The sequence below is a fragment of the Microbacterium sp. VKM Ac-2923 genome (assembly GCF_022815605.1).
Taxonomy (GTDB): Bacteria; Actinomycetota; Actinomycetes; order Actinomycetales; family Microbacteriaceae; genus Microbacterium.
Genome location: NZ_JALGRP010000001.1, coordinates 481,122 through 502,784, shown reverse-complemented (window position 1 = coordinate 502,784; position 21,663 = coordinate 481,122). Strand labels below are relative to the sequence as shown.

The following is a 21,663-nucleotide window of genomic DNA, read 5'->3' as shown; positions in this document are numbered from 1 at the left end:
GGGAGTCGGGGTTGCGCGGCGGTGACCGCACCCCCGGGGACCGAGTTTCGGAGAGTCAGCCCCCCCCCCCCCCCCCTGCCGCGAGACGCTCCCTCGACATCCGATACGCCGGCGCTCGACTCGGGACGCGGCGAACCGCCCGTCAGCCTCGACCAGACCCGAAGAAATCGACCCCCAGGTCGGGATGATCGACGAACACCCCGTCGAGCTCCGCATCGCGCAGCACGGACCACTCGCGGCGGTAGTCGCCGAATGCTCCGTCACCGCCGGCGAGACGGTGTTCCGGGAGCAGGAAGACGTTCTCGGGCCGACACGTCCAGGTGAAGACCGTCAGGCCGCGATCACGCGCCTCGGACACGAATAATGCGGGTCCGCGAACGCGCCCCTCACCGTCGGGCGCCAGCACGAGTCGCCTATCCGGGCTCATGCCGTCGACCTCCGCCGCGAGAGCGTCCAGACCAGCCGGTGTCAGCATGGCGGCGAACGGCGCTGCGTCCGCACCGTCGCGCTCGCGCAGGTCCCAGGGAGCGCCCGCGGCCTTGATGAGCTGCACCAGTGGAGCCCGGATACCGCGATGCCGCAGCCGCGCCAGCACCAGGGGCTCGAACGACTCGATGACGAGGGCGTCCGCGGCATCCGCCCACCCCGCGTCCCGGAGCTCGGCCTCGACGAGAGCGGCCATGTCGAAGCCGAGGCGGGCGAAGGATGCCGCGTGCTTGATCTCGAGCACGACGCCGACGCCGTGCACCCGCGCGAGGTCGAGCACGTCGCGCAGCCGCAGGACCGGTTCCTCGTCATCGTGGGCCGCGCTGCAGGGACGGAGCGCCGGGATGCGCTCGCGGCACCGGAGGGTGCCGAGCTCTTCCCAGGTGAAATCCTCGGTGAACCAGCCCTCCATCGGCTCCCCGTCGACGAGCTTCGACGTCCGACGCTCGGCGAATTCGGGCCGCGTCGAGACATCGGTGGTCGCGCCGATCTCGTTCTCGTGCCGCACGACGAGGATGCCGTCGCGGGTAGGGACGACGTCGGGCTCGATGGCATCCACCCCCGCCGAGATCGCGCGGTGATAGGAGCTGCGCGAGTGCTCGGGAAGGTACCCGGGCGCTCCGCGGTGACCGATGACGAGAGGCACGCGGGCAGCGTAGGAGCGTCAGGTGAACGGCAGTATCGCTCAAAGCAGAATCCCAGTCAGCACAAGGAATCCCGGATGCGCCTCGGCTAGTGTTGTCTGACAGCACGGTGCTGTGATCACCATCTTTGGAGTGTGAGTTCCCGTGGCCCTCAACAACCCGGCATTCAGCAACCCGGCGTTCCAGGACCCTCGAGCCGGTGGCGCCCAGACGCGCTACAGCCCGCCCCCGGCCGTCGACCCCGCCGCCGCCGCGTCGATCGAAGGCGCCTACGCAGCCCCGTCCGCGAGCGCCGTCGACACCGGACGCATGACGGTCGAAGACACCGTCATGAAGACCCTCGCCCTGTTCGGCATCCTCGTCGTGACCGCCGTCGTCGGCTGGATCTGGACGACGAGCAGCGTCGGCACCACCGGCCAGCCCAGCGCGCTGCCCATGATCATCGGTGGTCTGGGCGGATTCGTCCTCGCCATGGTCGCGATCTTCAAGAAGAAGCCGTCCGTGCCCGTCTTCGTCGCCTACGCGGCGTTCGAGGGTCTGTTCATCGGTGGCATCTCCGCGTTCTTCGAGCTGATGTTCCCCGGCATCGTCCTGCAGGCGACGCTCGGTACCCTCTCGGTCGTCGGTGTGACCCTGGCCCTCTTCGCGAGCGGCAAGATCCGCGCCTCGGCCCGCGCCACCAAGATCTTCATGATCGCGATGGTCGGCTACCTCGTGTTCAGCCTGGTCAACGTCGGCCTCATGCTGTTCAACGTGCCGGTGGCCGGCGGCGCCTTCGGCCTGCGCAGCTCCATCGAGATCTTCGGCATCCCGCTCGGCGTCTTCATCGGCGTGTTCGTCGTCATCCTCGCGGCCTACTCGCTCGTGATGGACTTCGACCAGATCCAGCGCGGTGTCCGCAACGGCGCGCCGCGCGTCTACGGCTGGGTGGGCGCCTTCGGCATCATGGTCACCGTCGTGTGGCTGTACGTCGAGATCCTGCGCCTCATCGCGATCGTGCGCGGCAACAACTGACGCACTGATCCGCACGAAGGGCCGTCCCATGGGGCGGCCCTTCGTCGTTCCCGGGCGCTGCACGGCGCCGGGCCCTCTCCGTCGCGCCGACCGGTCGCCGGCCCACCCACGCGAGTGTCCACAACACCCGGACACCCCCCGACACCGTCCGGGCGTCCTGGACACCGAACGGGCCCGGCCACCGACCCACCCACTCGAACGTCCACAACACCCGGACACCTCACGACACCGTCCGGGTGTCCTGGACACCGAACGGGACCAACCACCGGCCCACCCACGCGAGTGTCCACAACACCCGGACACCCCACGACACCGTCCGGGCGTCCTGGACGCTCACCGCGGCACCAGCCGATCGTGTCCTCGCGGGCACCGCTTGCGCACCGCAAGGGGTACGGACTGCGGATGCCACGGCGCTAACGTCGCGGCATGAGCCCCGCCAAGACTCCCGCCGAGATCATCGACGTCGACGGCCACGAGGTGCGCGTCACGAGCCCCGACCGCGTCGTGTTCGCCGAGCCCGGCCTGACGAAGCTCGACCTCGTGCGCTACTACCTGTCCGTGGCCGAGGGTGCGCTACGCGGCGCCGGCGGCCGACCGATGGTGCTCAAACGCTTCTCGAAAGGCCTCGGCCAGGAGCCCTTCTTCCAGAAGCGCGTGCCTGAGAACCACCCTGCCTTCATCGACACCGCGACGCTGCGCTACGCCTCCGGCACGTCCGCCGAAGAGACCGTGATCCGGGATGCCGCGGGGCTGGCGTGGGTCGTCAATCTCGGCTGCCTCGACCTGAACCCGCATCCCGTCCGTGCCGAGGATCTCGACCACCCCGACGAGCTGCGGGTCGACCTCGACCCGATGCCGGGCGTCGACTGGGCGCAGATCGTCGACGTCGCGTTCATCGCGCGCGAGGTGCTCGAGGATCACGGCCTCGTCGGCTGGCCGAAGACGTCGGGCTCGCGCGGTCTGCACATCCTCGTGCGTATCCGCCCGGATTGGGACTACGCTGACGTGCGCCTGGCCGCTGAGACCCTGGCCCGCGAGGTCGAGAACCGCGCACCCGGACTGGCCACCGCCCGGTGGTGGAAGGAGGAGCGCGGGGAGAGCGTCTTCGTCGACTTCAACCAGAACGCCAAGGACCGCACGGTCGCGTCGGCCTATTCGATCCGTCCACTCCCCGACGCCCGCGTCTCGACCCCGCTGACGTGGGACGAGGTGCAGGGTCGCCGCCCCGAGGAGTTCACCGTGCTCACGGTGCCCGAGCGCTTCCGCGCGATCGGTGATCCGCACGCCGGCATCGACGACAGCGCGGGTTCCCTCGACGGCCTCCTCGCCCTCGCGAACGAGCTCGGCCCGGCGGAGAAGCCTCCGCGCGGTTCCGACGGCTCCGGTCGCCGCGCGTCGACCATGCCCCTCATCGAGGTCGCCCGCACCAAGACCAAGCCCGAAGCCCTCGAGGCGCTCGAGACGTGGAAGGCGCGGCATCCGGAGGCCACCGCCGCCCTCCATCCCGCCGACGTCCTCGTCGACGGGATGCGCGGGTCGAGTTCGCTCTGGTACCGCGTCCGCGTGAATCTGCAGCACGTGCCGGATGCCGAGCGCCCGGCGCAACAGGAGCTGATCGCCGACTACGACCCCTGGGCCGGCCGCTCCGGCTCCTGAGCCGGCGTGAGGGAGCCCACCAGGTGGGTGATGCCGTAGCGGGGAGCCCCCGCATCGTCGGCATGCCCGGACACTCACCGGGCAGCATCGCCGTGCATTCCCCCGCCGTGCGCGCGGTGTTCGTCGGCGACGCCCTGACGACGCGACACGTCCTCACCGGCCGCACGGGTCCCGGCCCCGCCCCTTTCACCGACGACCCGATCGAGGCGCTCGCCTCGCTCTCTCGGATCGCCGATCTGGATGCCGACTGGGTGCTGCCCGGACACGGCCCCTCGTTCCACGGTTCGCCTGCGGCCGCCGCCGAGGCGGTACGTGCGGTCGCGCGCGGCTGATCCGCACCGCCGGCCATGCGCCCGGCCCTCCATCGGTGCGTTGCGGGCTCGGCCCCACCCCGGACCACCGAGCTTCTCGCGGACTCGGCCCCGCCCCGCCCTCTTCAGCGGCGACGCTCGCGCGACAGGGCCTCACCGCACGCGGCCGCCAATGTCCGCATGGCACGGGCAGGGCTCAGCGTCGTCGCGGCATCCACGGCTTCGGTCGACAGGCGCTCGCGCAGCGCGGCATCCGCCAGCACATCCCGCAGCGCGTCGACGAGTGCCTCTTCGTCGCCATCCGGGACCAGGATGCCACCACCACCGGCCAGCATGTCGCGCGGGCCGTAGCGGATGTCGTAGGCCACCACCGGGGTCCCGTGCGCGAGAGCCTCGGCGAGGGCGAGGCCCTGGCCCTCGAACGCTGAGGTCGTCAGGTAGACCGCGGCCCGGTCGAGCACGGCCCCGGGGTCGAGGGTGAGACCCGGGAGCGCGACGGACTCGGCGAGATCCAGTTCGGCGACGAGTGCCTCGAGCGCGCCGCGCTGCCCTCCCTCGCCCCACAGCTCGAGGTGCGCGCCGGGCATGTCGGCCGCGGCGCGCGCGAAGGCGCGCACGGCATGGTCCAGACGCTTTCCCGGAGCGAGCCGCCCCAGGACGACGACTCGGCCGGTATCGCGCTCGGTTGAGGGCACCACCGTCGCGGGACCCGCGACCGCGTGCGGTGCGACGAGGTCGTTCGCCACCGCCCCGAAACGGTCCCGCACATCGTCGCGCTGGTACGCCGTCGGCCACAGCACGGCGTCGAAACGCGGCGAGATCGCGAACCACCGCCGCCACAGCGGGTTCAGGTCGGCGTCGTCGCGGTAGGGCGGCTCGAGGTGGATCGTGTGCACGGTGTGAACGATCCGCACCCGGTCATCGCCCCAGCCGACGATGAGCTCACCGAGCTGCCGCGACTCGCAGATGACGACGATGGGCCGGTCGATCTCCTGCCGGAGCCCCGCGGCGACGTGGGTCAGCCACGCGCGATACAGCGCACCGAATCCATTGATCACGCCGACGGGGTCGCCCGCGGCATCCCGGACGACGATCGGCGCTGTCGTGAGGAGCCAGTCGGGGTCGATCACGACCGGCAGATCGATCGCTTCACCGGCGACGCTGCGGTACTCGAGCGCCGCGTCGGCGGTGCCGTCGTGCGCCGCCTCCCGCACCCAGTCCGCCGCTCCCCCCGCGGGACCGACGACTTCGTCGAAGAGGTTGCGGAAGACCCCGGATGCCGCCACGGCCCCGCGCTCGACGAAGGTCGCCCGGTGGGCCGCGTGGGCCTCGGCCGCACCCGGGTCCACCGTCAGCAGGAGCGGTTGCGCACCGGCATCCGCCATCTGCCGCGCGCGAGCGAGGGTCGAGATCGTGTATCCGCCGTCGAGGTCGGGGACGAGTCTGCTCGACAGGATCAGGTACCAGGCGTCGGGGAACTCGGCGTCGCTCACGCCCCCATCCTCCCGCATCCGCGGAGGGTCACCCGCTCCGTTCTCCGCGGCGAGGCTGTGACGCGTGCGCTGGTTCGGGGCACCTTCCGCCATTCGGGGCGCCTCGCACCCGCCCCGATGAGCCGATCCCGCCCCGAACCGGACATTGGCACCCCCTGTCAGCAGGGCAGCGAGCGCCGCCGACGCCGGACGGCGAAGGGGCACCGTCTCCAGGTCGATCGGGGAAGGGGCCCCGCTCTCGACCCGCGCGCCGCAGGCGCGCCATACCTCCACCGGCCGACGACAGAGCAACGGCGCCGCCGTCCGGTGGAGGGGTGTCGTCTTCGGGTCGATCGGGGAAGGGGCCCCGCTCTCGACTCGAAGATGACACCCCGGAACCGGACGACGGCGCCGTTGCGGGGTCAGGAGTCAGCCGAGGCTCACTCCCATTCGATCGTCCCCGGCGGCTTCGACGTCACGTCGAGCACCACGCGGTTGACGTCGCGCACCTCGTTGGTGATGCGGTTGGAGATCTTCGACAGCACGTCGTACGGCAGACGCGTCCAGTCGGCGGTCATCGCGTCTTCGCTCGAGACGGGGCGCAGCACGATCGGGTGGCCGTAGGTGCGGCCGTCGCCCTGTACACCGACGGAGCGCACGTCGGCGAGCAGCACGACGGGGCATTGCCAGATCTCGCCGTCGAGGCCGGCCTTGGTCAGCTCGGCGCGGGCGATGGCGTCGGCCTCACGCAGGATCTCGAGACGGTCAGCGGTGACCTCGCCCACGATGCGGATGCCAAGACCGGGCCCCGGAAAGGGCTGGCGGCCCACGATCGCTTCGGGCAGGCCGAGCTCGCGCCCGATCGCGCGCACCTCGTCTTTGAAGAGGGTGCGCAGCGGCTCGACCAGCTCGAACTGAAGGTCTTCGGGCAGGCCGCCCACGTTGTGGTGGCTCTTGATGTTGGCGGTGCCGGCGCCGCCGCCGGACTCCACGACGTCGGGGTACAGCGTGCCCTGCACGAGGAAGCGCACCTGCTCTCCCTCGGCCTTGGCTTCGGCGACGAGGTCGGCCTGCACCTTCTCGAATGCGCGGATGAACTCGCGGCCGATGATCTTGCGCTTCTGCTCGGGGTCGCTGACGCCGGCGAGGGCGGCAAGGAACGTCTCACGCGCGTCGACGGTGATGAGCTTCACACCGGTGGAGGCGACGTAGTCGTTCTCGACCTGCTCGCGCTCACCCTGACGGAGCAGACCGTGGTCGACGAAGACGGCGATGAGCTGATCGCCGACGGCCTCGTGCACGAGCGCCGTCGACACGGCGGAGTCGACGCCACCGGACAGGGCGGAGATGACGCGGCTGGTGCCCACCTGCTGGCGGATGCGGTCGACCTGCTCGGCGATGACGTTGCCGCTGTTCCAGTCGGCGGGGAGCCCCGCCGCCTTGTGGAGGAAGTTCTCGATCACCTGCTGGCCGTGGTCGGAGTGCTTGACCTCGGGATGCCACTGCACGCCGTACATGCGACGGCTGTCGTTCGCGAACGCCGCGACGGGCGTGTGCGCGGTGCGGGCGAGCACCTCGAAGCCGTCGGGGGCGCGGGAGACCTGATCGCCGTGGCTCATCCACACGTTCTGCTCGGCCGGCTGGCCCTGCAGCAGGGTGCCTTCGGTGACCACCGTGGCATCCGTCGCTCCGTATTCGCGGAGCCCCGTGTTGGCGACGTCGCCGCCGAGCGCCTTCGCCATGACCTGGAAGCCGTAGCAGATGCCGAGGGTGGGGACGTCGAGGTCGAAGACACCGGCGTCGAGGCTGGGGGCGCCGGCTTCGTACACCGACGACGGGCCGCCCGACAGGATGATGCCGACGGGATTCTTCGCCGCGATCTCGTCGGCCGAGGCCGTGTGCGGCACGATCTCGCTATAGACCCCGGCCTCGCGGACGCGGCGGGCGATGAGCTGTGCGTACTGGGCGCCGAAGTCGACGACGAGGACGGGGCGCTGGGACGTTTCGGTCTGTTCGGTCACCGGTTGCCTTCCGGGGCGGGAACGGGAGCGCTGGCCTGGGCGGCTTCGCGCTCGGCGAGGTAGGCGCGCACGCTGCGGGCGGTGCGCACCTCGAGGATGAAGGAGAGGAACGGCACGACGCCGCCGAGGGCGAGGAAGACGAAGCGGCGGAACGGCCACCGCATCAGGCTCCAGACGCGGAAGCACGAGAAGAGGTACACCACGTAGAACCAGCCGTGCGCGACGAGGATCGCGAGCGAGACGTTCACACCGTCGCCGGTCGACAGGATCTCGCAGCCGCTGCCGCCGGGGACGAAGAGCGAGAACCACTGGCAGTCGGGGCCGGGCACGGCATCGGCGAACCACAGGAAGCCGCCCGATCCGCCGAGGAACAGCTCCACGTGAATGGGCGTGTACTTCAGGATCATCTCGGCGACCAGCAGCAGAAGGCCGACACCGGTGATGATGGAGCAGATCTGGTAGAACTTCAGGGCTCCGCGGATCGCCGGGAACGAGGCGAGCTTGGGGGCGCGAGGCATGGATGCCAGTCTAGTCGCGGGAGGCCGCGGCCCCCGCCGCGAGCGCTTCGGCCTGCTCGTCTTCGAGGTCTTCGACTTCTTTCTCCCACGCGTCGCGAGCGAGGCGGTACCAGAGATACAGCGCGAAGCCCGCGAAGACGGCCCATTCGGCCGCGTAGAAGATGTTCAACCAGTTGACCCGCGAGCGCTCGTCGGGGGCCGGGGACGCGATGACGTCGACCGGGCCGATGGCCGTCTGCGACGCGATGTACTGCCGGTAGACGCTCACGTCGGTGATGTCATGCCACCGGCCCAGCAGCATCGCGGGCGACATGCGCATGAGGGTCTGCGGGTCGGCTCCCGCCGGCGGGACGGACGGCCCCTCGTCGGAGATGAGGCGTCCGGTGACCTCGACCACGGCCGTGGGGTCGGATTCTGCGTCGGCCCGCAGCTGGGCGGCCGCGACGTTCGCCTGCTCGAGGCTCTGCGTCCAGCCGGTGGCGACGGCGATCGAGGTGGGCTCAGCGGCGTCGGACACCCGCAGCTGTCCGGTGACCCAATACCCCTCGACCTCGTCGTTGTAGCGCGACGAGACGACGATGAAGTCGGGTGCCACCCAGGTGCCGCGCACCTCGACCCGTTGCCCCACGAGAGGCTCCGGGAGGTAGTCGCCCGGCTGCACGACGTCGGCGAGCGGCTGGATGATCTCGGTCAGGCCCGGCTGGGGCGGTGACGTGTCGACCGCTCGCCCCAACTGCCACTGGCCCAGCCACGCGAGTACACCCGCCACGATCAGCGAGAACGCCAACAACGCGATCCACCGGGGTCGCAGCATGACCTCCCGCAGCGTGGGCGGGAAGATCTGCGGCGGGGCCGGTTGGGTCGCGGGGGTCGACGTCATGCGGGGACGGTTCAGTGACCGTAGGGAGCGACGACGACCTCGACGCGCTGGAACTCCTTGAGGTCGGAGTAGCCGGTGGTGGCCATCGACTTCTTCAGCGCCCCGATGAGGTTGGCGGTGCCGTCGGCGACGGGCGCCGGGCCGTAGAGGATCTGCTCGAGGGGTCCGACCCGGTCCACGGCGACACGGCGGCCGCGCGGCAGCTTGGCGTGGTGCGCCTCGGGGCCCCAGTGGAAGCCGCGACCGGGAGCGTCGGTGGCGCGAGCGAGCGCGACGCCGAGCATGACGGCATCCGCCCCCATGGCGAGCGCCTTGACGATGTCGCCCGACGTGCCCACGCCGCCGTCGGCGATGACGTGCACGTAACGGCCGCCCGACTCGTCGAGGTAGTCGCGCCGGGCGCCCGCGACGTCGGCGACGGCCGTCGCCATCGGGGCGTGGAGGCCCAGGGTGGCGCGCGTGGTCGACGCCGCTCCCCCACCGAAGCCGACGAGCACTCCGGCGGCTCCCGTGCGCATGAGGTGCAGGGCGGCGGTGTAGGTAGCGGCTCCTCCGACGATGACGGGCACGTCGAGGTCGTAGATGAACTTCTTGAGGTTCAGCGGCTCGGCGACCTTCGACACGTGCTCCGCCGACACGGTGGTGCCCCGGATGACGAAGAGGTCGACGCCGGCGGCGACGACGGTCTCGTAGAGATCCTGCGTGCGCTGCGGGGTCAGGGCTCCCGCGACGGGGACACCCGCGTCGCGCACCTCGGCGAGGCGATCACGGACGAGCTCGGGCTTGATCGGCTCGGAGTAGAGCTGCTGCATGCGACGGGTCGCGTCGGCATCCGGCAGGGTCGCGATCTCGGCGAGCAGCGGCTCGGGGTCGTCGTAGCGCGTCCACAGACCCTCGAGGTCGAGCACTCCGAGGCCACCGAGGCGGCCGAGCTCGATCGCGGTGCGCGGGCTGACCACGGAGTCCATCGGGGCGCCGAGGACGGGGATCTCGAACGAGAACGCGTCGATCGTCCACGCGGTCGAAACGTCTTCGGGATTGCGCGTGCGCCGCGACGGCACGACGGCGATGTCGTCGAAGGTGTAGGCGCGGCGGGCGCGCTTGGCGCGGCCGAGGTCGATCTCCATGGTCACCCCTCCAGCCTACCCGCGCCCTCCGACATCACCGGCGGCGGGGGCGGACAGCGCCTCCGCCGGGTCGTTGCCACCGCGCAGCATCCGCGTGACCAGACCGTCGAAGGCGAAGAGCAGGAACGCGATCGATCCGAGGAGAGGGCTGAGGGCCAGGACCACCGCACTGATGAGGACCGCACTGAGACCCGCGCGCCCCATCCGACGGGCGTCCGAGCGGGTCAGGTCGGGAATCGCTCCCGAGCGGACCGCCCACACCCACTGCACCCACCCGAGCAGGATCGCGAGGAAGAAGTTCACCGGCAGCAGCACCCGTCCGAGCAGCAGCTCGGAGAAAGTCGTGTTGAGCGACGAAGTGAACGGCACGAGCACGACGAAGAGCAGCCGGAAGCTGTTGATCCACATCCCGAGGCCGTCGACGCGGGCAATGTACTCGAACTGCCGCACGTGCGTGACCCACATGAGGCACAAGATGAGGAAGCTGATGACGAAGGAGAAGAGCGGATGCGAGAGGTCGCGCAGTGCGCCCGCGAGCTCGCTGTTGCTGGTGGGCGATCCCAACGACTGATCGGTGAGCCCCAACACCAGCAGCGTCGCCGCGATCGCGAACACCCCGTCGGTGAACGCCTCGGTACGCCGCGCCGACACGGATGCGTCGGGGTGACTTCTCCGCCGGATCATGCGCTCAGCGTAGCCGCGGAGTGCTGCGTGCGGCGCCGTCAGCGCACCCGAACGACGCGCTTCTCTCTCAGGCGAGCTGCGACGAGTCCACACGCGGAACGTGTTCGCCGGGACGGCGAGATGACCGGTGAACAGGAACTCCCCGCGTCACCCCGCAGGTTGCTCCGGCGACGCCGCGTCGGCACGGACCATCTCGACGAGCGACGTCGCCGTAAGCGACAGCACGCCCGCGCCGATCAGGACGAGTCCGGCGGGCCCGAGCGCGACGGTGCCGGCGACGAAGGTCTCGACACCCGTCGTCGCAGAACCGCCGGACGTCCAGATCGGCACCGTGTCGACCGCGGCAAGGATCGTCCCGATCCCGAGGGCGAGGAGCGGCACGCCCCACGCGACGATGCGAGGCCAGATCGAGAAAGGGCGACGCATTTCACTGGCCGATGGCGAAGCCGTCGTTGGGAGAGAAGGCCATCAGCTGCCCCGAGGTCTCGACCAGCCTCCACCGCGGCCGGTACTCCCCCACGACCTTGTTGCCGATCCACTTCTGCACGCGATAGCTCGCCTTCGTGCCGGTCGCCCACGCCTTGAACGACGATCCCACCGATGCGCGCGGCGAGGTCCACGACACCGACACAGTGCGCTTGTGGGACGCGGAGAAGTTGATTCCCGCCGCGACGTCGCTGACGGTCGCGCCGAGGCTCGTCTGGATCGTCGTGCCCACGTCCCGCGAGGCCGAGATCGTGCACTGTCCACCTCCGGCGCCGCGCTCGATCTTGCACAGTCCGATCTGCACTCCGCGGTTCGTCCAGTTGTCGCTGCGGCTCAGATCTGTGATGCGGTACTGCGTGTAGGTCACCGAGATTCCCGGATCGGCCACGACCGGGTAGGCCACGTCGGCGGCAGCGGCTGTGTCGACGACCTGCGTCAGACGCTCGCCGTCGATCTCGTAGCGCGTCGGGATGCTGCGTCCCTCGGCATCCAGGGCCCATGGCGGGGCGACCATCGCCGCCTCCTGACCGTCGCTATCGAGGACGATCACCCCGCCATCGGGCAGCGCCACGAGCGAGCTCCCGTCCCCCGCGGCCACCTCGTACGTGAACGCCGTCGGCGAGGCGGCGTCGTCCATCACCGACATGACCTGCAACACGCCGTTGCTGCGGACGGCCGGGACGATGCTCGAGCCGTCCCCGCGCTCGTGCTCGACCGCCGCCGCGCCCACCCGTTTGCTGGGCGCGGCGGCGTCGTCCGACGGCAGCGACACGGTCACCACCTGACCGCCGGGCGCCGAGAGCATCACCGGCTCGTCGACGTCGGTGGGCAGGACGGCGGTCACGTCTCCCGTGCGGGCGACGACGTCATCGCCCTCGAGGCGCGCGGACGCCGTGTCGTCGAGGATCTGCTGCAAGACGTCTGACTCGGTCTCCTCCGCCGAGGCAGGCATCGTCCCGCCGATCACGAGGAGCGCGACGGCGACGACGCCGATCACAACGCGTTTCATGTTCTCTCCCTGCTTCGGTGCGCATGTACACATGCGTCTGCAGGAAGACTACGATCGTGCGATTTTTCTGGCATGCATGCACGCCGATTCTCATCTGTGCACTCACCCGCGCACACGAAGGGCCGGGCAGCCACCTGCCCGGCCCTTCGATACCGAGGACTACTTCTTGTAGTTCGGCGCCTCGACGACGATCTGCACGTCGTGGGGGTGCGACTCCTTCAAGCCCGCCGACGTGATGCGCACGAAACGACCCTTGCTCTTGAGCTCCTCGACGGTGCGAGCGCCCACGTAGAACATCGACTGACGCAGGCCGCCGATGAGCTGGTACGCCACCGCGGCGACGGGACCGCGGTAGGGCACCTGCCCCTCGATCCCCTCGGGGATGAGCTTGTCGTCGCTGGGCACGTCGGCCTGGAAGTAGCGGTCCTTCGAGTACGAGGTCTTCTTGCCGCGCGTCTGCAGAGCGCCCAGCGAACCCATGCCGCGGTACTGCTTGAACTGCTTGCCGCCCTGGAAGACGATCTCACCCGGCGACTCGTCGGTGCCGGCGAGGAGGGATCCGAGCATGACCGTGTCGGCACCGGCGACGAGCGCCTTGGCGATGTCGCCGGAGTACTGCAGCCCACCGTCGGCGATCACGGGCACGCCCGCGGGGATCGCCGCCTGGGCGGCTTCGTAGATCGCGGTGACCTGGGGCACACCGACGCCGGCGACCACACGGGTGGTGCAGATCGAGCCGGGTCCGACGCCGACCTTCACGGCATCCACTCCCGCATCGATCAGCGCCTGGGCGCCCTCGCGGGTGGCGACGTTGCCGCCGATCACATCGATGTGGGCGAAGGAGGCGTCGCCCTTGAGGCGCGTGACGATGTCGATCACGCCGGCGGACTGGCCGTTGGCGGTGTCGACGACGAGCACGTCGACGCCCGCGTCGCGCAGGGCCTCGGCTCGCTGCCACGCGTCGCCGAAGAAGCCGATCGCCGCGCCCACGCGCAGACGGCCTTGCTCGTCCTTCGTGGCGAGGGGGTACTTCTCGCTCTTGTCGAAGTCCTTGATGGTGATGAGTCCGGCGAGCTTGCCCTGGTCGTCGACGAGGGGGAGCTTCTCGACGCGGTGCTTCGCGAAGGTGGCGATGACGTCGTTCGCGTGGATGCCGACGTGTCCGGTGATGAGGCCGTCTTTGGTCATCACGTCTTTGACGAGGGTGGTCTGGCGCTCGAAGCCCGAGACGAAGCGCATGTCGCGGTTGGTGATGATGCCGACGAGCACGCCGTCGGGGTCGACCACGGGCAGACCCGAGATGCGGTACTGCGCGCACATCGCATCGACCTCGGCCACCGTGGCATCCGGGTTCGTGGTGATCGGGTTGGAGACCATTCCCGACTCGCTGCGCTTGACCTGGTCGACGATGCTGGCCTGGTCCTCGATCGAGAGGTTGCGGTGCACGATGCCGATGCCGCCCTGTCGGGCGATCGCGATGGCCATGCGCGCCTCGGTGACGGTGTCCATGGCGCTCGAGAGCAGGGGGGTCGCCACCGTGATGCGGCGGGTCAGGCGCGACGACGTGTCGGCCTCGCTCGGGATGACGTCGGTGTGCCCCGGCAGGAGCAGCACGTCGTCGTAGGTCAGTCCAATGAAACCGAAGGGGTCGTGCTGCTCCATGGATCCTCCTGCGCACGCGGCGCCTGTTGAAAAGGGACGTCGTCGGCCGGCGCGCGCACCGCGCGCTCCGCCTGAAAGTGTAAGCGCCCGACCGTGCCGATTTCTTCCCGCGCGCGTCTCGTTCCGCGCGAGGAAAGGGCCCTCTGGCCTCATTCCGCACCGCCGCGGACGCCGTGATCATGCAGTATGCGGCGAATACCTGCGCGACGGGTATCGTTCTGGCATCGACTGCCGCGTGGGAAACACCGCGGCAATAATCCCGGACTACGGTGTCCGGGCGGCGACGGGCCACGTCGCTGAAAGACCAGGAGGTTCCGTGACCACTCGGCAAGCATCCCCAAGGATGCCTCGCCGTCGACGTTCGATCCTGACGCTGTTGTCAGGCTTCTTCGCTGCCGCTCTGGTGTTCGGGCTCGCCCCGTCATCGGTGGCAGCCGTCAACGATGAGGATCTTCCCTACTCGATCAACGTGAACGTCCGTTCCGAAGGCGAGCCCGTCGCGCAGGCGAAGGTGACCGCCACCGACGGCACCTTCACCGGCGAGGGCACGACCGACGAACGCGGCCGCGCGACCATCAAGGTCCCGACGAAGGACGGCGCCTGGACGCTCGAGCTCGACCAGAGTTCGCTCACGGGGATCTCGGTCCCCGACGGTCAGGAGTTCGAGCGCACGGTGGAGTTCGGAAGCTCCAGCACCGTGTCCAGCAACTTCACCCTCGGAGCTGCGGAGCGGCAGACGACGAGCTTCCTCGATCAGTTGCTCTCGCGCACGGTGAACGGTCTGAACTTCGGCCTCATGCTCGCCCTCGCCGCGATCGGACTCTCGCTCGTGTTCGGCACGACGGGACTGTCGAACTTCGCGCACGGTGAGATGGTGACCTTCGGCGCCATCGCCGCCCTGTTCCTGAGCGCGGGCACCGGATGGTCGGTCTGGGTCGCCATCCCGCTCGCCATCATCTTGTCGGGCCTTTTCGGGCTGGCGATGGATGCCGGGATCTGGCGGCCGTTGCGACGGCGTGGCCTCGGGATCGTCCAGCTGATGATCGTCTCGATCGGTCTGTCGCTGGCGCTGCGCTACGTCTTCCAGATCTTCATCGGCGGCGGAACGCAGCAGCTGCCCGGCGCCTCGAGCGAGATCATCCCGGGCCTCGGGCCGGTACGCATCAGCATCACCGACGTCACGAGCATGGCGATCTCGATCATCGTCATCGGTGCCTTCGCCTGGTGGCTGACCCGCACGCGCCTCGGCCGCGCGACCCGTGCCGTGTCCGACAACCCCTCGCTCGCGGCCGCATCCGGCATCGACGTCGACAACGTCGTCCGCATCGTGTGGGTCCTGGCCTCCGCGCTCGCCGGTCTCGCCGGCGTGCTCTGGGCCTACTTCCGCCCCGGCATCCGGTGGGACATGGGTTCCGGCATCCTGCTGCTCATGTTCGCCGCCGTCGTGCTCGGCGGCCTCGGAACGGCGTTCGGCGCCCTCATCGGCTCGATCATCGTCGGCCTCCTCGTCGAGGTGTCCACGCTGTGGATCCCCTCCGACATGAAGTATGTGGGCGCTCTCGTGGTGCTCATCGTCATCCTCCTCTTCCGGCCGCAGGGCATCCTCGGCCGCCGAGAGCGAATCGGGTAGGTACACCATGGACTTCCTGCAGATCCTCTCCAACACGGCGTCGCAGATCCTCGCGCCGGCCACGTTCGGGTACGCCCTCGCCGCGATCGGCCTGTCGATGCACTTCGGCTTCGCCGGTCTGCTCAACATGGGCGTCGCGGGCTTCATGGCCATCGGCGCGTACGGCTTCGCGATCTCGATCCTCACGTTCGGTCTCGCGTGGCCGCTCGCCGCCCTCATCGGCTTCGCCGCGGCCGTCGTCTTCGCGCTCATCATGGGCATTCCGACGCTGCGCCTGCGCGGCGACTACCTCGCCATCGTCACGATCGCCGCAGCAGAGATCCTGCGCCTGATCTTCTTGACGTCGACCTTCCGCAGCGTCACCGGCTCGGCCGACGGCCTGTTCAACTTCCAGTCGGGCTGGCGCGGCGAGAACAACCCCTTGCCGGCGGGCGACTACGGCCTCGGCCCGTGGACCTACAACGCCAACCGCTGGTACGTCATCATCCTGGGCCTGCTTGCCGTCGCGGTCGCGGTGCTGCTGGTCTGGATGCTGATGCGCAGCCCGTGGGGCCGCGTGATCCGCGGCATCCGGGAAGACGAGGATGCCGTGCGTGCGCTCGGCAAGAACGTCTTCGCGTTCAAGATGCAGGCGCTCGTCATCGGCGGTGTGATCATCGCCGCCGGCGGCATCATCACCGCCATGGACACGAACGTGAACCCGAACGTCTACGTGACGTCGCAGACGTTCTTCGTCTACACGGCGTTGCTGCTCGGAGGCGCGGCCACGATCTTCGGCCCGGTGCTCGGCGCCGTGCTGTTCTGGGTCGTGCGCGCGTTCCTGTCGAACCTGCTGCCGGCCCTGTCCTCCATCGGACTGCTGCCGTTCCTCAGCGCCGACCAGTCGCAGATGCTCGTCTTCGTCATCGTCGGCGTCGCGCTCATGCTGCTCGTGATCTTCCGCCCCCAGGGCATCCTGGGCAGCAAGAAGGAGATGACCTTTGTCCGATGAGTCCACGCCCGTCGCACCCGGCGCCTCGGCGCCGCGCGTGAAAGCGACCGGCCTGCACAAGGGCGATGTCGCTCCCGGCGTCGCCAAAGTCGATCCGATCATCATCGCCGACAACGTCCGCCGTGACTTCGGCGGCAACACGGCGGTCGACGTGAAGCACCTCGAGATCCCACGCAATGCCATCACGGCGTTGATCGGACCCAACGGAGCCGGGAAGACGACCCTGTTCAACCTGCTCACCGGCTTCGACAAGCCCAACAGCGGCCAGTGGTCGTTCGACGGCAAGAACCTCGCCGGCATCCCCGCTTTCAAGGCGGCCCGGATGGGACAGGTGCGCACCTTCCAGCTCACCAAGGCGCTGGGTCTTCTGACCGTGCTCGAGAACATGAAGCTCGGAGCGACGAAGCAGAAGGGCGAGAGCCTGTTCTCGAGCATCCTTCCCTTCGTCTGGCGCAAGCAGGAGGCCGACAACGAGGCCAAGGCGCGTGACCTGCTCGCCCGCTTCAAGCTGGACAGCAAAGAGGGCGATTTCGCCGCCTCCCTCTCCGGCGGTCAGCGCAAGCTGCTCGAGATGGCACGCGCGCTGATGAGCGACCCGACCCTCGTGATGCTCGACGAGCCGATGGCCGGGGTGAACCCCGCGCTCACGCAGTCGCTGCTCGATCACATCCTCGACCTGAAGGACCTCGGGATGACCGTGCTGTTCGTCGAGCACGACATGCACATGGTCCGTCACATCGCCGACTGGGTGGTCGTGATGGCCGAGGGCAAGATCGTGGCCGAGGGTCCGCCCGACACGGTCATGAAGGATCAGGCGGTCATCGACGCGTACCTCGGCGCCCACCAGGACGTCGACCTCGGCGTGGTGACGGGCCGGCACGCCGGCACCGTCGACTCCGCCGCGGCCGCAGAGCTGCTCGAGACCGCACAGCAGGTCGACGCCGCGATCGACGACACGTCGTCGCACAAGAAGGAGGACGGCCGATGACCGCCAACGTTGTCGAGCTCCGTGACGTGCACGCCGGATACCTTCCGGGCGTCAACATCCTCAACGGCGCCAACCTCACCGCCGCCCCCGGAGAGCTCATCGGCATCATCGGCCCGAACGGCGCCGGCAAGTCGACGATGCTCAAGGCCATCTTCGGACAGGTCAAGGTGCGCCAGGGGTCCGTCCTGCTCCAGGGCGAAGAGATCACGGGGCTGCGCGCCAACAAGCTCGTCGCCAAGGGCGTCGGGTTCGTACCGCAGACGAACAACGTGTTCCCGAGTCTCACGATCGCGGAGAACCTTCAGATGGGGCTCTACCAGCGGCCGAAGGGCTTCAGCGAGCGCGTCGACTTCGTCACGAGCATCTTCCCCGACCTGGCGAAGCGCTTGAAGCAGCGCGCGGGGTCGCTCTCGGGCGGCGAACGCCAGATGGTCGCCATGGGCCGCGCCCTCATGATGGACCCCAAGGTGCTGCTGCTCGACGAGCCGTCGGCGGGGCTCTCGCCCGTGCGTCAGGACGAGGCTTTCATCCGCGTCTCCGAGATCAACAAGGCCGGCGTGACCTGCATCATGGTGGAGCAGAACGCCCGTCGTTGCCTGCAGATCTGCGATCGAGGGTATGTCCTCGACCAGGGCCGCGACGCCTACACCGGCACCGGCCGCGAACTGATGGACGATCCCGCCGTGATCGGTCTGTACCTGGGCACGCTCGGCACCTGAGCCGCGCGTCACCACCGGAAGGTCCGGGCACCCGTTGCGGGGCCCGGGCCTTCTTCGCGCGCGCGCCGCTCCCCCGGGGTGGCCGCGGCCGGCTGGTCCCGCGCGGGGTTAGCCTCTCGGTGTGGGCAGGCGAAACTACCTGATCGAAGGCGGCTCGGGTACGGGCAAGACGAGCGTGTGCCGCGAGTTGCGCAGACGCGGCTTCCACGCCGTCAACGGCGATCGGCAGCTCGCCTATGCAGGCGATCCGGAGACCGGTGAGCCGGTTCCCCGGGTAGCGGGCGTCGCGGCTCATCGATATCACCTGTGGCGAATCGACCACGTACGGGCACTGGTTGCGAGCGGCGACGAACCTGTCACCTTCTTCTGCGGTGGCTCGAGGAACGCCTCCCGGTTTCTGGAGCTCTTCGACATCGTCTTCGTCCTGCAGGTCGACCTCGACACCCTCCGACGACGATTGGACGCCCGTCCCGCCGACGAGTGGGGTGGTCCCGGTCGGGTTGCCGAACGGGAGCTGATCGAACGGTTGCACATCAGTGGAGAAGAACTCCCCCGAGGCGGAGTTCCCATCGACGCGACGGCACCGCTGGAAACTGTCGTGGATCGGATCCTCGAGCACGTCACGGGCCCGCTGCGACGCTGACTGACGCCGCGCCGGGTGATGCTCACCGCTGCGTTCGCCGCCGATTCCGCGGTTGACGCACGGCCCCCGCCACTCACCGCAACGGATCCATGACCGCTCGGTCGCGGCACGTCGCGGCAACGGGAAAGGCCCCGGAACCGAAGTTCCGGGGCCTTTCGAGAGAACCGATCAACCGGCGCGGAGCCAGCTGTAGTCGTTGTCGTCGCCGTACTCGAAGACGCCGATGGTCGCCTCGGTCGGGTCGCCGACCTCGTCGAACGTGATCGGGCCGGAGACGCCGTCGTAATCGGCCTCGCCGCCACCGACGATGATGTCGGCGCACTCGGCGTACGTGGTGCACTTCGTACCGCTGCCGCTACCGCCGGAGACCGACTGCAGGTTGGCCGCGACGTCGGGACCGGCGGCGGAGCCGGCCTTGAGCGCCGCGAGGGCCAGCAGCACGACCGAGTCGTACGACTCGGGAGCGTAGGTGAAGTCCTCGAGCGCGGGGTTGCCCTTGCCGCTCCAGAACGACTCCAGCGACGAACGGAAAGTCGCCGTCGAGTCGGGGTCGACGCTGGGGTACGTGCCCTTGGCTCCGGCGAGCGTGCCGGCGGGGAACTGGTCGCCGAAGTTCTTCAGGTTGCCGTCGACGAAGAAGAGCTTGTCGGGGCTGACGCTGGCGGTGAGGTCGGGGATGATCGTGGAGACCTCGTCGAACGTGATCAGGGCGATCGCGTCGGGGGACTGAGCCAGCACGTCCTCGATCTGAGCCGAGAAGTTCGTGTCACCGGTGTTGTAAAGGCTGGTCGCGACAACGGAACCGCCGGCGTTCTCGAAGGCCTTCTTGGTGAAGCACGCGAGGCCGGTGCCGTAGGAGTCGTTGAGGACGATCATGCCGAGGGTCTCGTTGCCCTCGGAAGCGATCAGGTTGCCGAGCACCTCACCCTGGAGGACGTCGGAAGGGGCAGTCCGCCAGTACAGGCCCTTGTCGTCGTATCCGGTGAAGGCCGCCGACGTGTTGGCCGGCGAGATCTGGACGGCATTGGCCGCGATGACCTGGTCGATGAACTGCAGCGAGGTGCCCGAAGACGCCGCACCGACGATGGCCGTGGCGCCGGCGCCCAGCAGGCGCGGGATCTCGGTCTCGTAGGCCTTGTTGTCGGTGTCGCCCGAGTCGCCCTGGATGAGGTTGATCTGCACGCCCTTGTTGGCGGCGTTGATCTCGGAGGCGGCGAATTCGGTGCCGGCGATCTCGGGCGGGCCGAGGAAGGCGAGGTTGCCGGTGACGGGAAGAGCCGTACCGATGTTGTAGGTGAGGCCGCTCGCGGGCCCGGTGGAGCTCGAGGAGTACTCGGGGGTGTACGCCGCCGGCTCGGCCGCGTTGCAGTCGATCGGGAAGTCGCCGCCGGCAGCGTCGCCGGTCTCGGCAGGGGTGCTGCTGCCGGAACAACCGGCCAGGACGAGCGCGCTGACGCCGACCACGGCGAGTCCGCCGATGATCTTCGCCGTACGCGAACGGGAGAGGACACTCATATGGGTGCTCCTTGGTGAGTAGGAACCGCGCGGATGACCCCCGCGGATTGTCACAAACCTAACCGCGCCCCTGTGGCCACGTTGTTGCAATGTGTTAACGGTCGATTACGCGACCCAATCGTTACTTTCGCGCGGCAACGACGGGCCGGTAAACGAAGGAATCCGCGCCGTCAGACGGGCTCGGCGACGTCGCGCACGACGTGACGGTGGCGCCGGGATGCCACGACCGAATCCACGCTCAGCAACACCAGGGCCACCCACACGAGCCCGAAGCCGATCCAGCGTTCGAAGGTCATGGGCTCGTGCAGCACCCAGACGCCGATCACGAACTGGATGATGGGCGCCACGAACTGCAGCAGCCCGATCACCGTCAGCGGCACCCGCCTGGCCCCCGAGGCGAACAACAACAGCGGGACGGCGGTCACGACGCCGGCCGAAAGCAGCAGGGTCGTGTGGAGCACCCCGACGGTCCCGAGGGTGATCCCGGAGATGCTCGCGACGATCGCCAACTGGATCGCGGCGACCGGAAGCAGCCAGAGGGATTCGAGGGTGAGCCCGCTGACGGCATCCACCGAGGGTCCGATCTGCTTCTTCACCAGACCGTAGACACCGAACGAGAACGCCAGCGTCAGCGCGATCCAGGGGAACGGTCCGTACCCGACGACGATGACGACGACCGCGAGCACGGCGATGCCGACGGCGATCCACGGCACGACGCGCAGGCGCTCGCGCAGCACGATCACCCCCAGCAGCACCGTGACGATCGGGTTGGTGAAGTAGCCCAGGCTCGTCTCGATGACGTGACCGGTCAGTGCCCCGATGAGATAGGTCTGCCAGTTGACGTAGATGAGCACGCCGGCGAGCGCGGTGAGCGCCATGAGTCGGGGCTGCCGCACGATCGCCAGGAAGGGGCCCCACATGCGCAGCACCGTGAGCAGGAGCAGGCAGAACGCGAACGCCAGGATGATGCGCCACGCGACGACCTCGAAGGGGTCGGTCGGCTGGAGTTGCAGGAAGTAGATCGGCAGGACGCCCCAGAGCAGATAGGCGCCCAGTGCGTACAGCGCACCGCGTGTGCTCCCGCCGGCGGGTGCGGGAGGAGCGGGGGTCACCGGTTCAGCCTATGCGCGGCGTCGAGGCGGGGGTCGCCGAGCGCCCACCCTTTCCTGCCACGCTCCGCTGCGGTGCCGACAAAGAGGAAGACCCT

20 protein-coding genes are annotated in these 21,663 nt (G+C 69.1%); 8 read left to right on the top strand and 12 right to left on the bottom strand.

The genetic code is table 11. The annotated features are described in order from the left end of the window. Nucleotides 1-142: 142 nt before the first annotated feature. On the bottom strand, nt 143-1,132 hold the full coding sequence (locus MT347_RS02280) for a glycerophosphodiester phosphodiesterase family protein (protein WP_243497699.1): 990 nt from the start codon (nt 1,130-1,132) through the stop codon (nt 143-145). Nucleotides 1,133-1,274: 142 nt separating this feature from the next. Between MT347_RS02280 and MT347_RS02275 the strand changes: the two genes are divergently transcribed. The 3 genes from MT347_RS02275 to MT347_RS02265 all read left to right on the top strand — a co-directional run bounded on the left by MT347_RS02275 (nt 1,275) and on the right by MT347_RS02265 (nt 4,132). Further along, nucleotides 1,275-2,144, top strand: a complete 870-nt coding sequence (locus MT347_RS02275; protein WP_243497698.1) for a Bax inhibitor-1/YccA family protein — start codon at nt 1,275-1,277, stop codon at nt 2,142-2,144. 426 nt (nt 2,145-2,570) lie between these two features. Further along, nucleotides 2,571-3,800: a non-homologous end-joining DNA ligase gene (gene ligD / locus MT347_RS02270; protein WP_243497696.1), complete on the top strand. Its 1,230-nt coding sequence runs from the start codon at nt 2,571-2,573 to the stop codon at nt 3,798-3,800. Between the two features lie 23 nt (nt 3,801-3,823). Beyond that, complete coding sequence (locus MT347_RS02265) at nt 3,824-4,132, top strand: MBL fold metallo-hydrolase (protein WP_243497692.1); 309 nt, start codon at nt 3,824-3,826, stop codon at nt 4,130-4,132. Nucleotides 4,133-4,236: 104 nt separating this feature from the next. Here MT347_RS02265 and MT347_RS02260 read toward each other — a convergent pair whose 3' ends face one another. The 9 genes from MT347_RS02260 to guaB all read right to left on the bottom strand — a co-directional run bounded on the left by MT347_RS02260 (nt 4,237) and on the right by guaB (nt 13,970). Next, on the bottom strand, nt 4,237-5,604 hold the full coding sequence (locus tag MT347_RS02260; protein WP_243497688.1) for a glycosyltransferase: 1,368 nt from the start codon (nt 5,602-5,604) through the stop codon (nt 4,237-4,239). 419 nt (nt 5,605-6,023) lie between these two features. After that, nucleotides 6,024-7,604, bottom strand: a complete 1,581-nt coding sequence (gene guaA, locus MT347_RS02255; protein ID WP_243497686.1) for a glutamine-hydrolyzing GMP synthase — start codon at nt 7,602-7,604, stop codon at nt 6,024-6,026. Beyond that, nucleotides 7,601-8,122, bottom strand: a complete 522-nt coding sequence (locus MT347_RS02250; RefSeq protein WP_243497678.1) for a DUF3817 domain-containing protein — start codon at nt 8,120-8,122, stop codon at nt 7,601-7,603. Before MT347_RS02250 ends, guaA begins: the two co-directional genes overlap by 4 nt. 10 nt (nt 8,123-8,132) lie before the next feature. Beyond that, a complete protein-coding gene (locus MT347_RS02245) occupies nt 8,133-9,002 on the bottom strand; it encodes an SURF1 family protein (protein ID WP_243497676.1) in 870 nt (289 codons plus the stop codon). A gap of 11 nt (nt 9,003-9,013) precedes the next feature. After that, on the bottom strand, nt 9,014-10,129 hold the full coding sequence (locus MT347_RS02240; protein ID WP_243498002.1) for a GuaB3 family IMP dehydrogenase-related protein: 1,116 nt from the start codon (nt 10,127-10,129) through the stop codon (nt 9,014-9,016). 15 nt (nt 10,130-10,144) lie between these two features. Next, nucleotides 10,145-10,813, bottom strand: a complete 669-nt coding sequence (locus MT347_RS02235) for a TMEM175 family protein (RefSeq protein WP_243497673.1) — start codon at nt 10,811-10,813, stop codon at nt 10,145-10,147. Between the two features lie 147 nt (nt 10,814-10,960). Further along, complete coding sequence (locus tag MT347_RS02230) at nt 10,961-11,239, bottom strand: hypothetical protein (protein ID WP_243497672.1); 279 nt, start codon at nt 11,237-11,239, stop codon at nt 10,961-10,963. 1 nt (nt 11,240) lies between these two features. Next, the gene (locus MT347_RS02225) at nt 11,241-12,308 is read right to left on the bottom strand and encodes a hypothetical protein (protein WP_243497671.1); all 1,068 of its coding nucleotides are present in this window, start codon (nt 12,306-12,308) and stop codon (nt 11,241-11,243) included. 159 nt (nt 12,309-12,467) lie between these two features. Beyond that, nucleotides 12,468-13,970, bottom strand: coding sequence for an IMP dehydrogenase (gene guaB, locus MT347_RS02220; RefSeq protein WP_243497670.1), 1,503 nt, complete (start codon nt 13,968-13,970; stop codon nt 12,468-12,470). A gap of 343 nt (nt 13,971-14,313) precedes the next feature. Between guaB and MT347_RS02215 the strand changes: the two genes are divergently transcribed. The 5 genes from MT347_RS02215 (at nt 14,314) to MT347_RS02195 (ending at nt 18,941) form a co-directional block, all read left to right on the top strand. Next, the gene (locus MT347_RS02215) at nt 14,314-15,600 is read left to right on the top strand and encodes a branched-chain amino acid ABC transporter permease (RefSeq protein WP_243497668.1); all 1,287 of its coding nucleotides are present in this window, start codon (nt 14,314-14,316) and stop codon (nt 15,598-15,600) included. Nucleotides 15,601-15,607: 7 nt separating this feature from the next. Further along, on the top strand, nt 15,608-16,591 hold the full coding sequence (locus MT347_RS02210) for a branched-chain amino acid ABC transporter permease (protein ID WP_243497667.1): 984 nt from the start codon (nt 15,608-15,610) through the stop codon (nt 16,589-16,591). A 37-nt stretch (nt 16,592-16,628) separates the two neighbouring features. Further along, on the top strand, nt 16,629-17,579 hold the full coding sequence (locus MT347_RS02205; protein ID WP_243498001.1) for an ABC transporter ATP-binding protein: 951 nt from the start codon (nt 16,629-16,631) through the stop codon (nt 17,577-17,579). After that, nucleotides 17,576-18,298 carry an ABC transporter ATP-binding protein gene (locus MT347_RS02200; RefSeq protein WP_243497666.1) on the top strand — a complete coding sequence of 241 codons (723 nt, stop codon included), beginning with the start codon at nt 17,576-17,578 and terminating at the stop codon, nt 18,296-18,298. The genes MT347_RS02205 and MT347_RS02200 overlap by 4 nt, the downstream gene beginning before the upstream one ends. Nucleotides 18,299-18,419: 121 nt before the next feature. Continuing rightward, nucleotides 18,420-18,941 (top strand): AAA family ATPase, encoded by a 522-nt coding sequence (locus MT347_RS02195; protein WP_243497660.1) that lies wholly within the window; start codon nt 18,420-18,422, stop codon nt 18,939-18,941. A gap of 168 nt (nt 18,942-19,109) precedes the next feature. On the opposite strand, the gene MT347_RS02190 is transcribed toward MT347_RS02195, so the two are convergent. Beyond that, on the bottom strand, nt 19,110-20,456 hold the full coding sequence (locus MT347_RS02190) for an ABC transporter substrate-binding protein (protein ID WP_243497659.1): 1,347 nt from the start codon (nt 20,454-20,456) through the stop codon (nt 19,110-19,112). A 170-nt stretch (nt 20,457-20,626) separates the two neighbouring features. Further along, nucleotides 20,627-21,568 (bottom strand): EamA family transporter RarD, encoded by a 942-nt coding sequence (rarD, locus tag MT347_RS02185; protein WP_243497658.1) that lies wholly within the window; start codon nt 21,566-21,568, stop codon nt 20,627-20,629. Between the last annotated feature and the right edge of the window lie 95 nt (nt 21,569-21,663).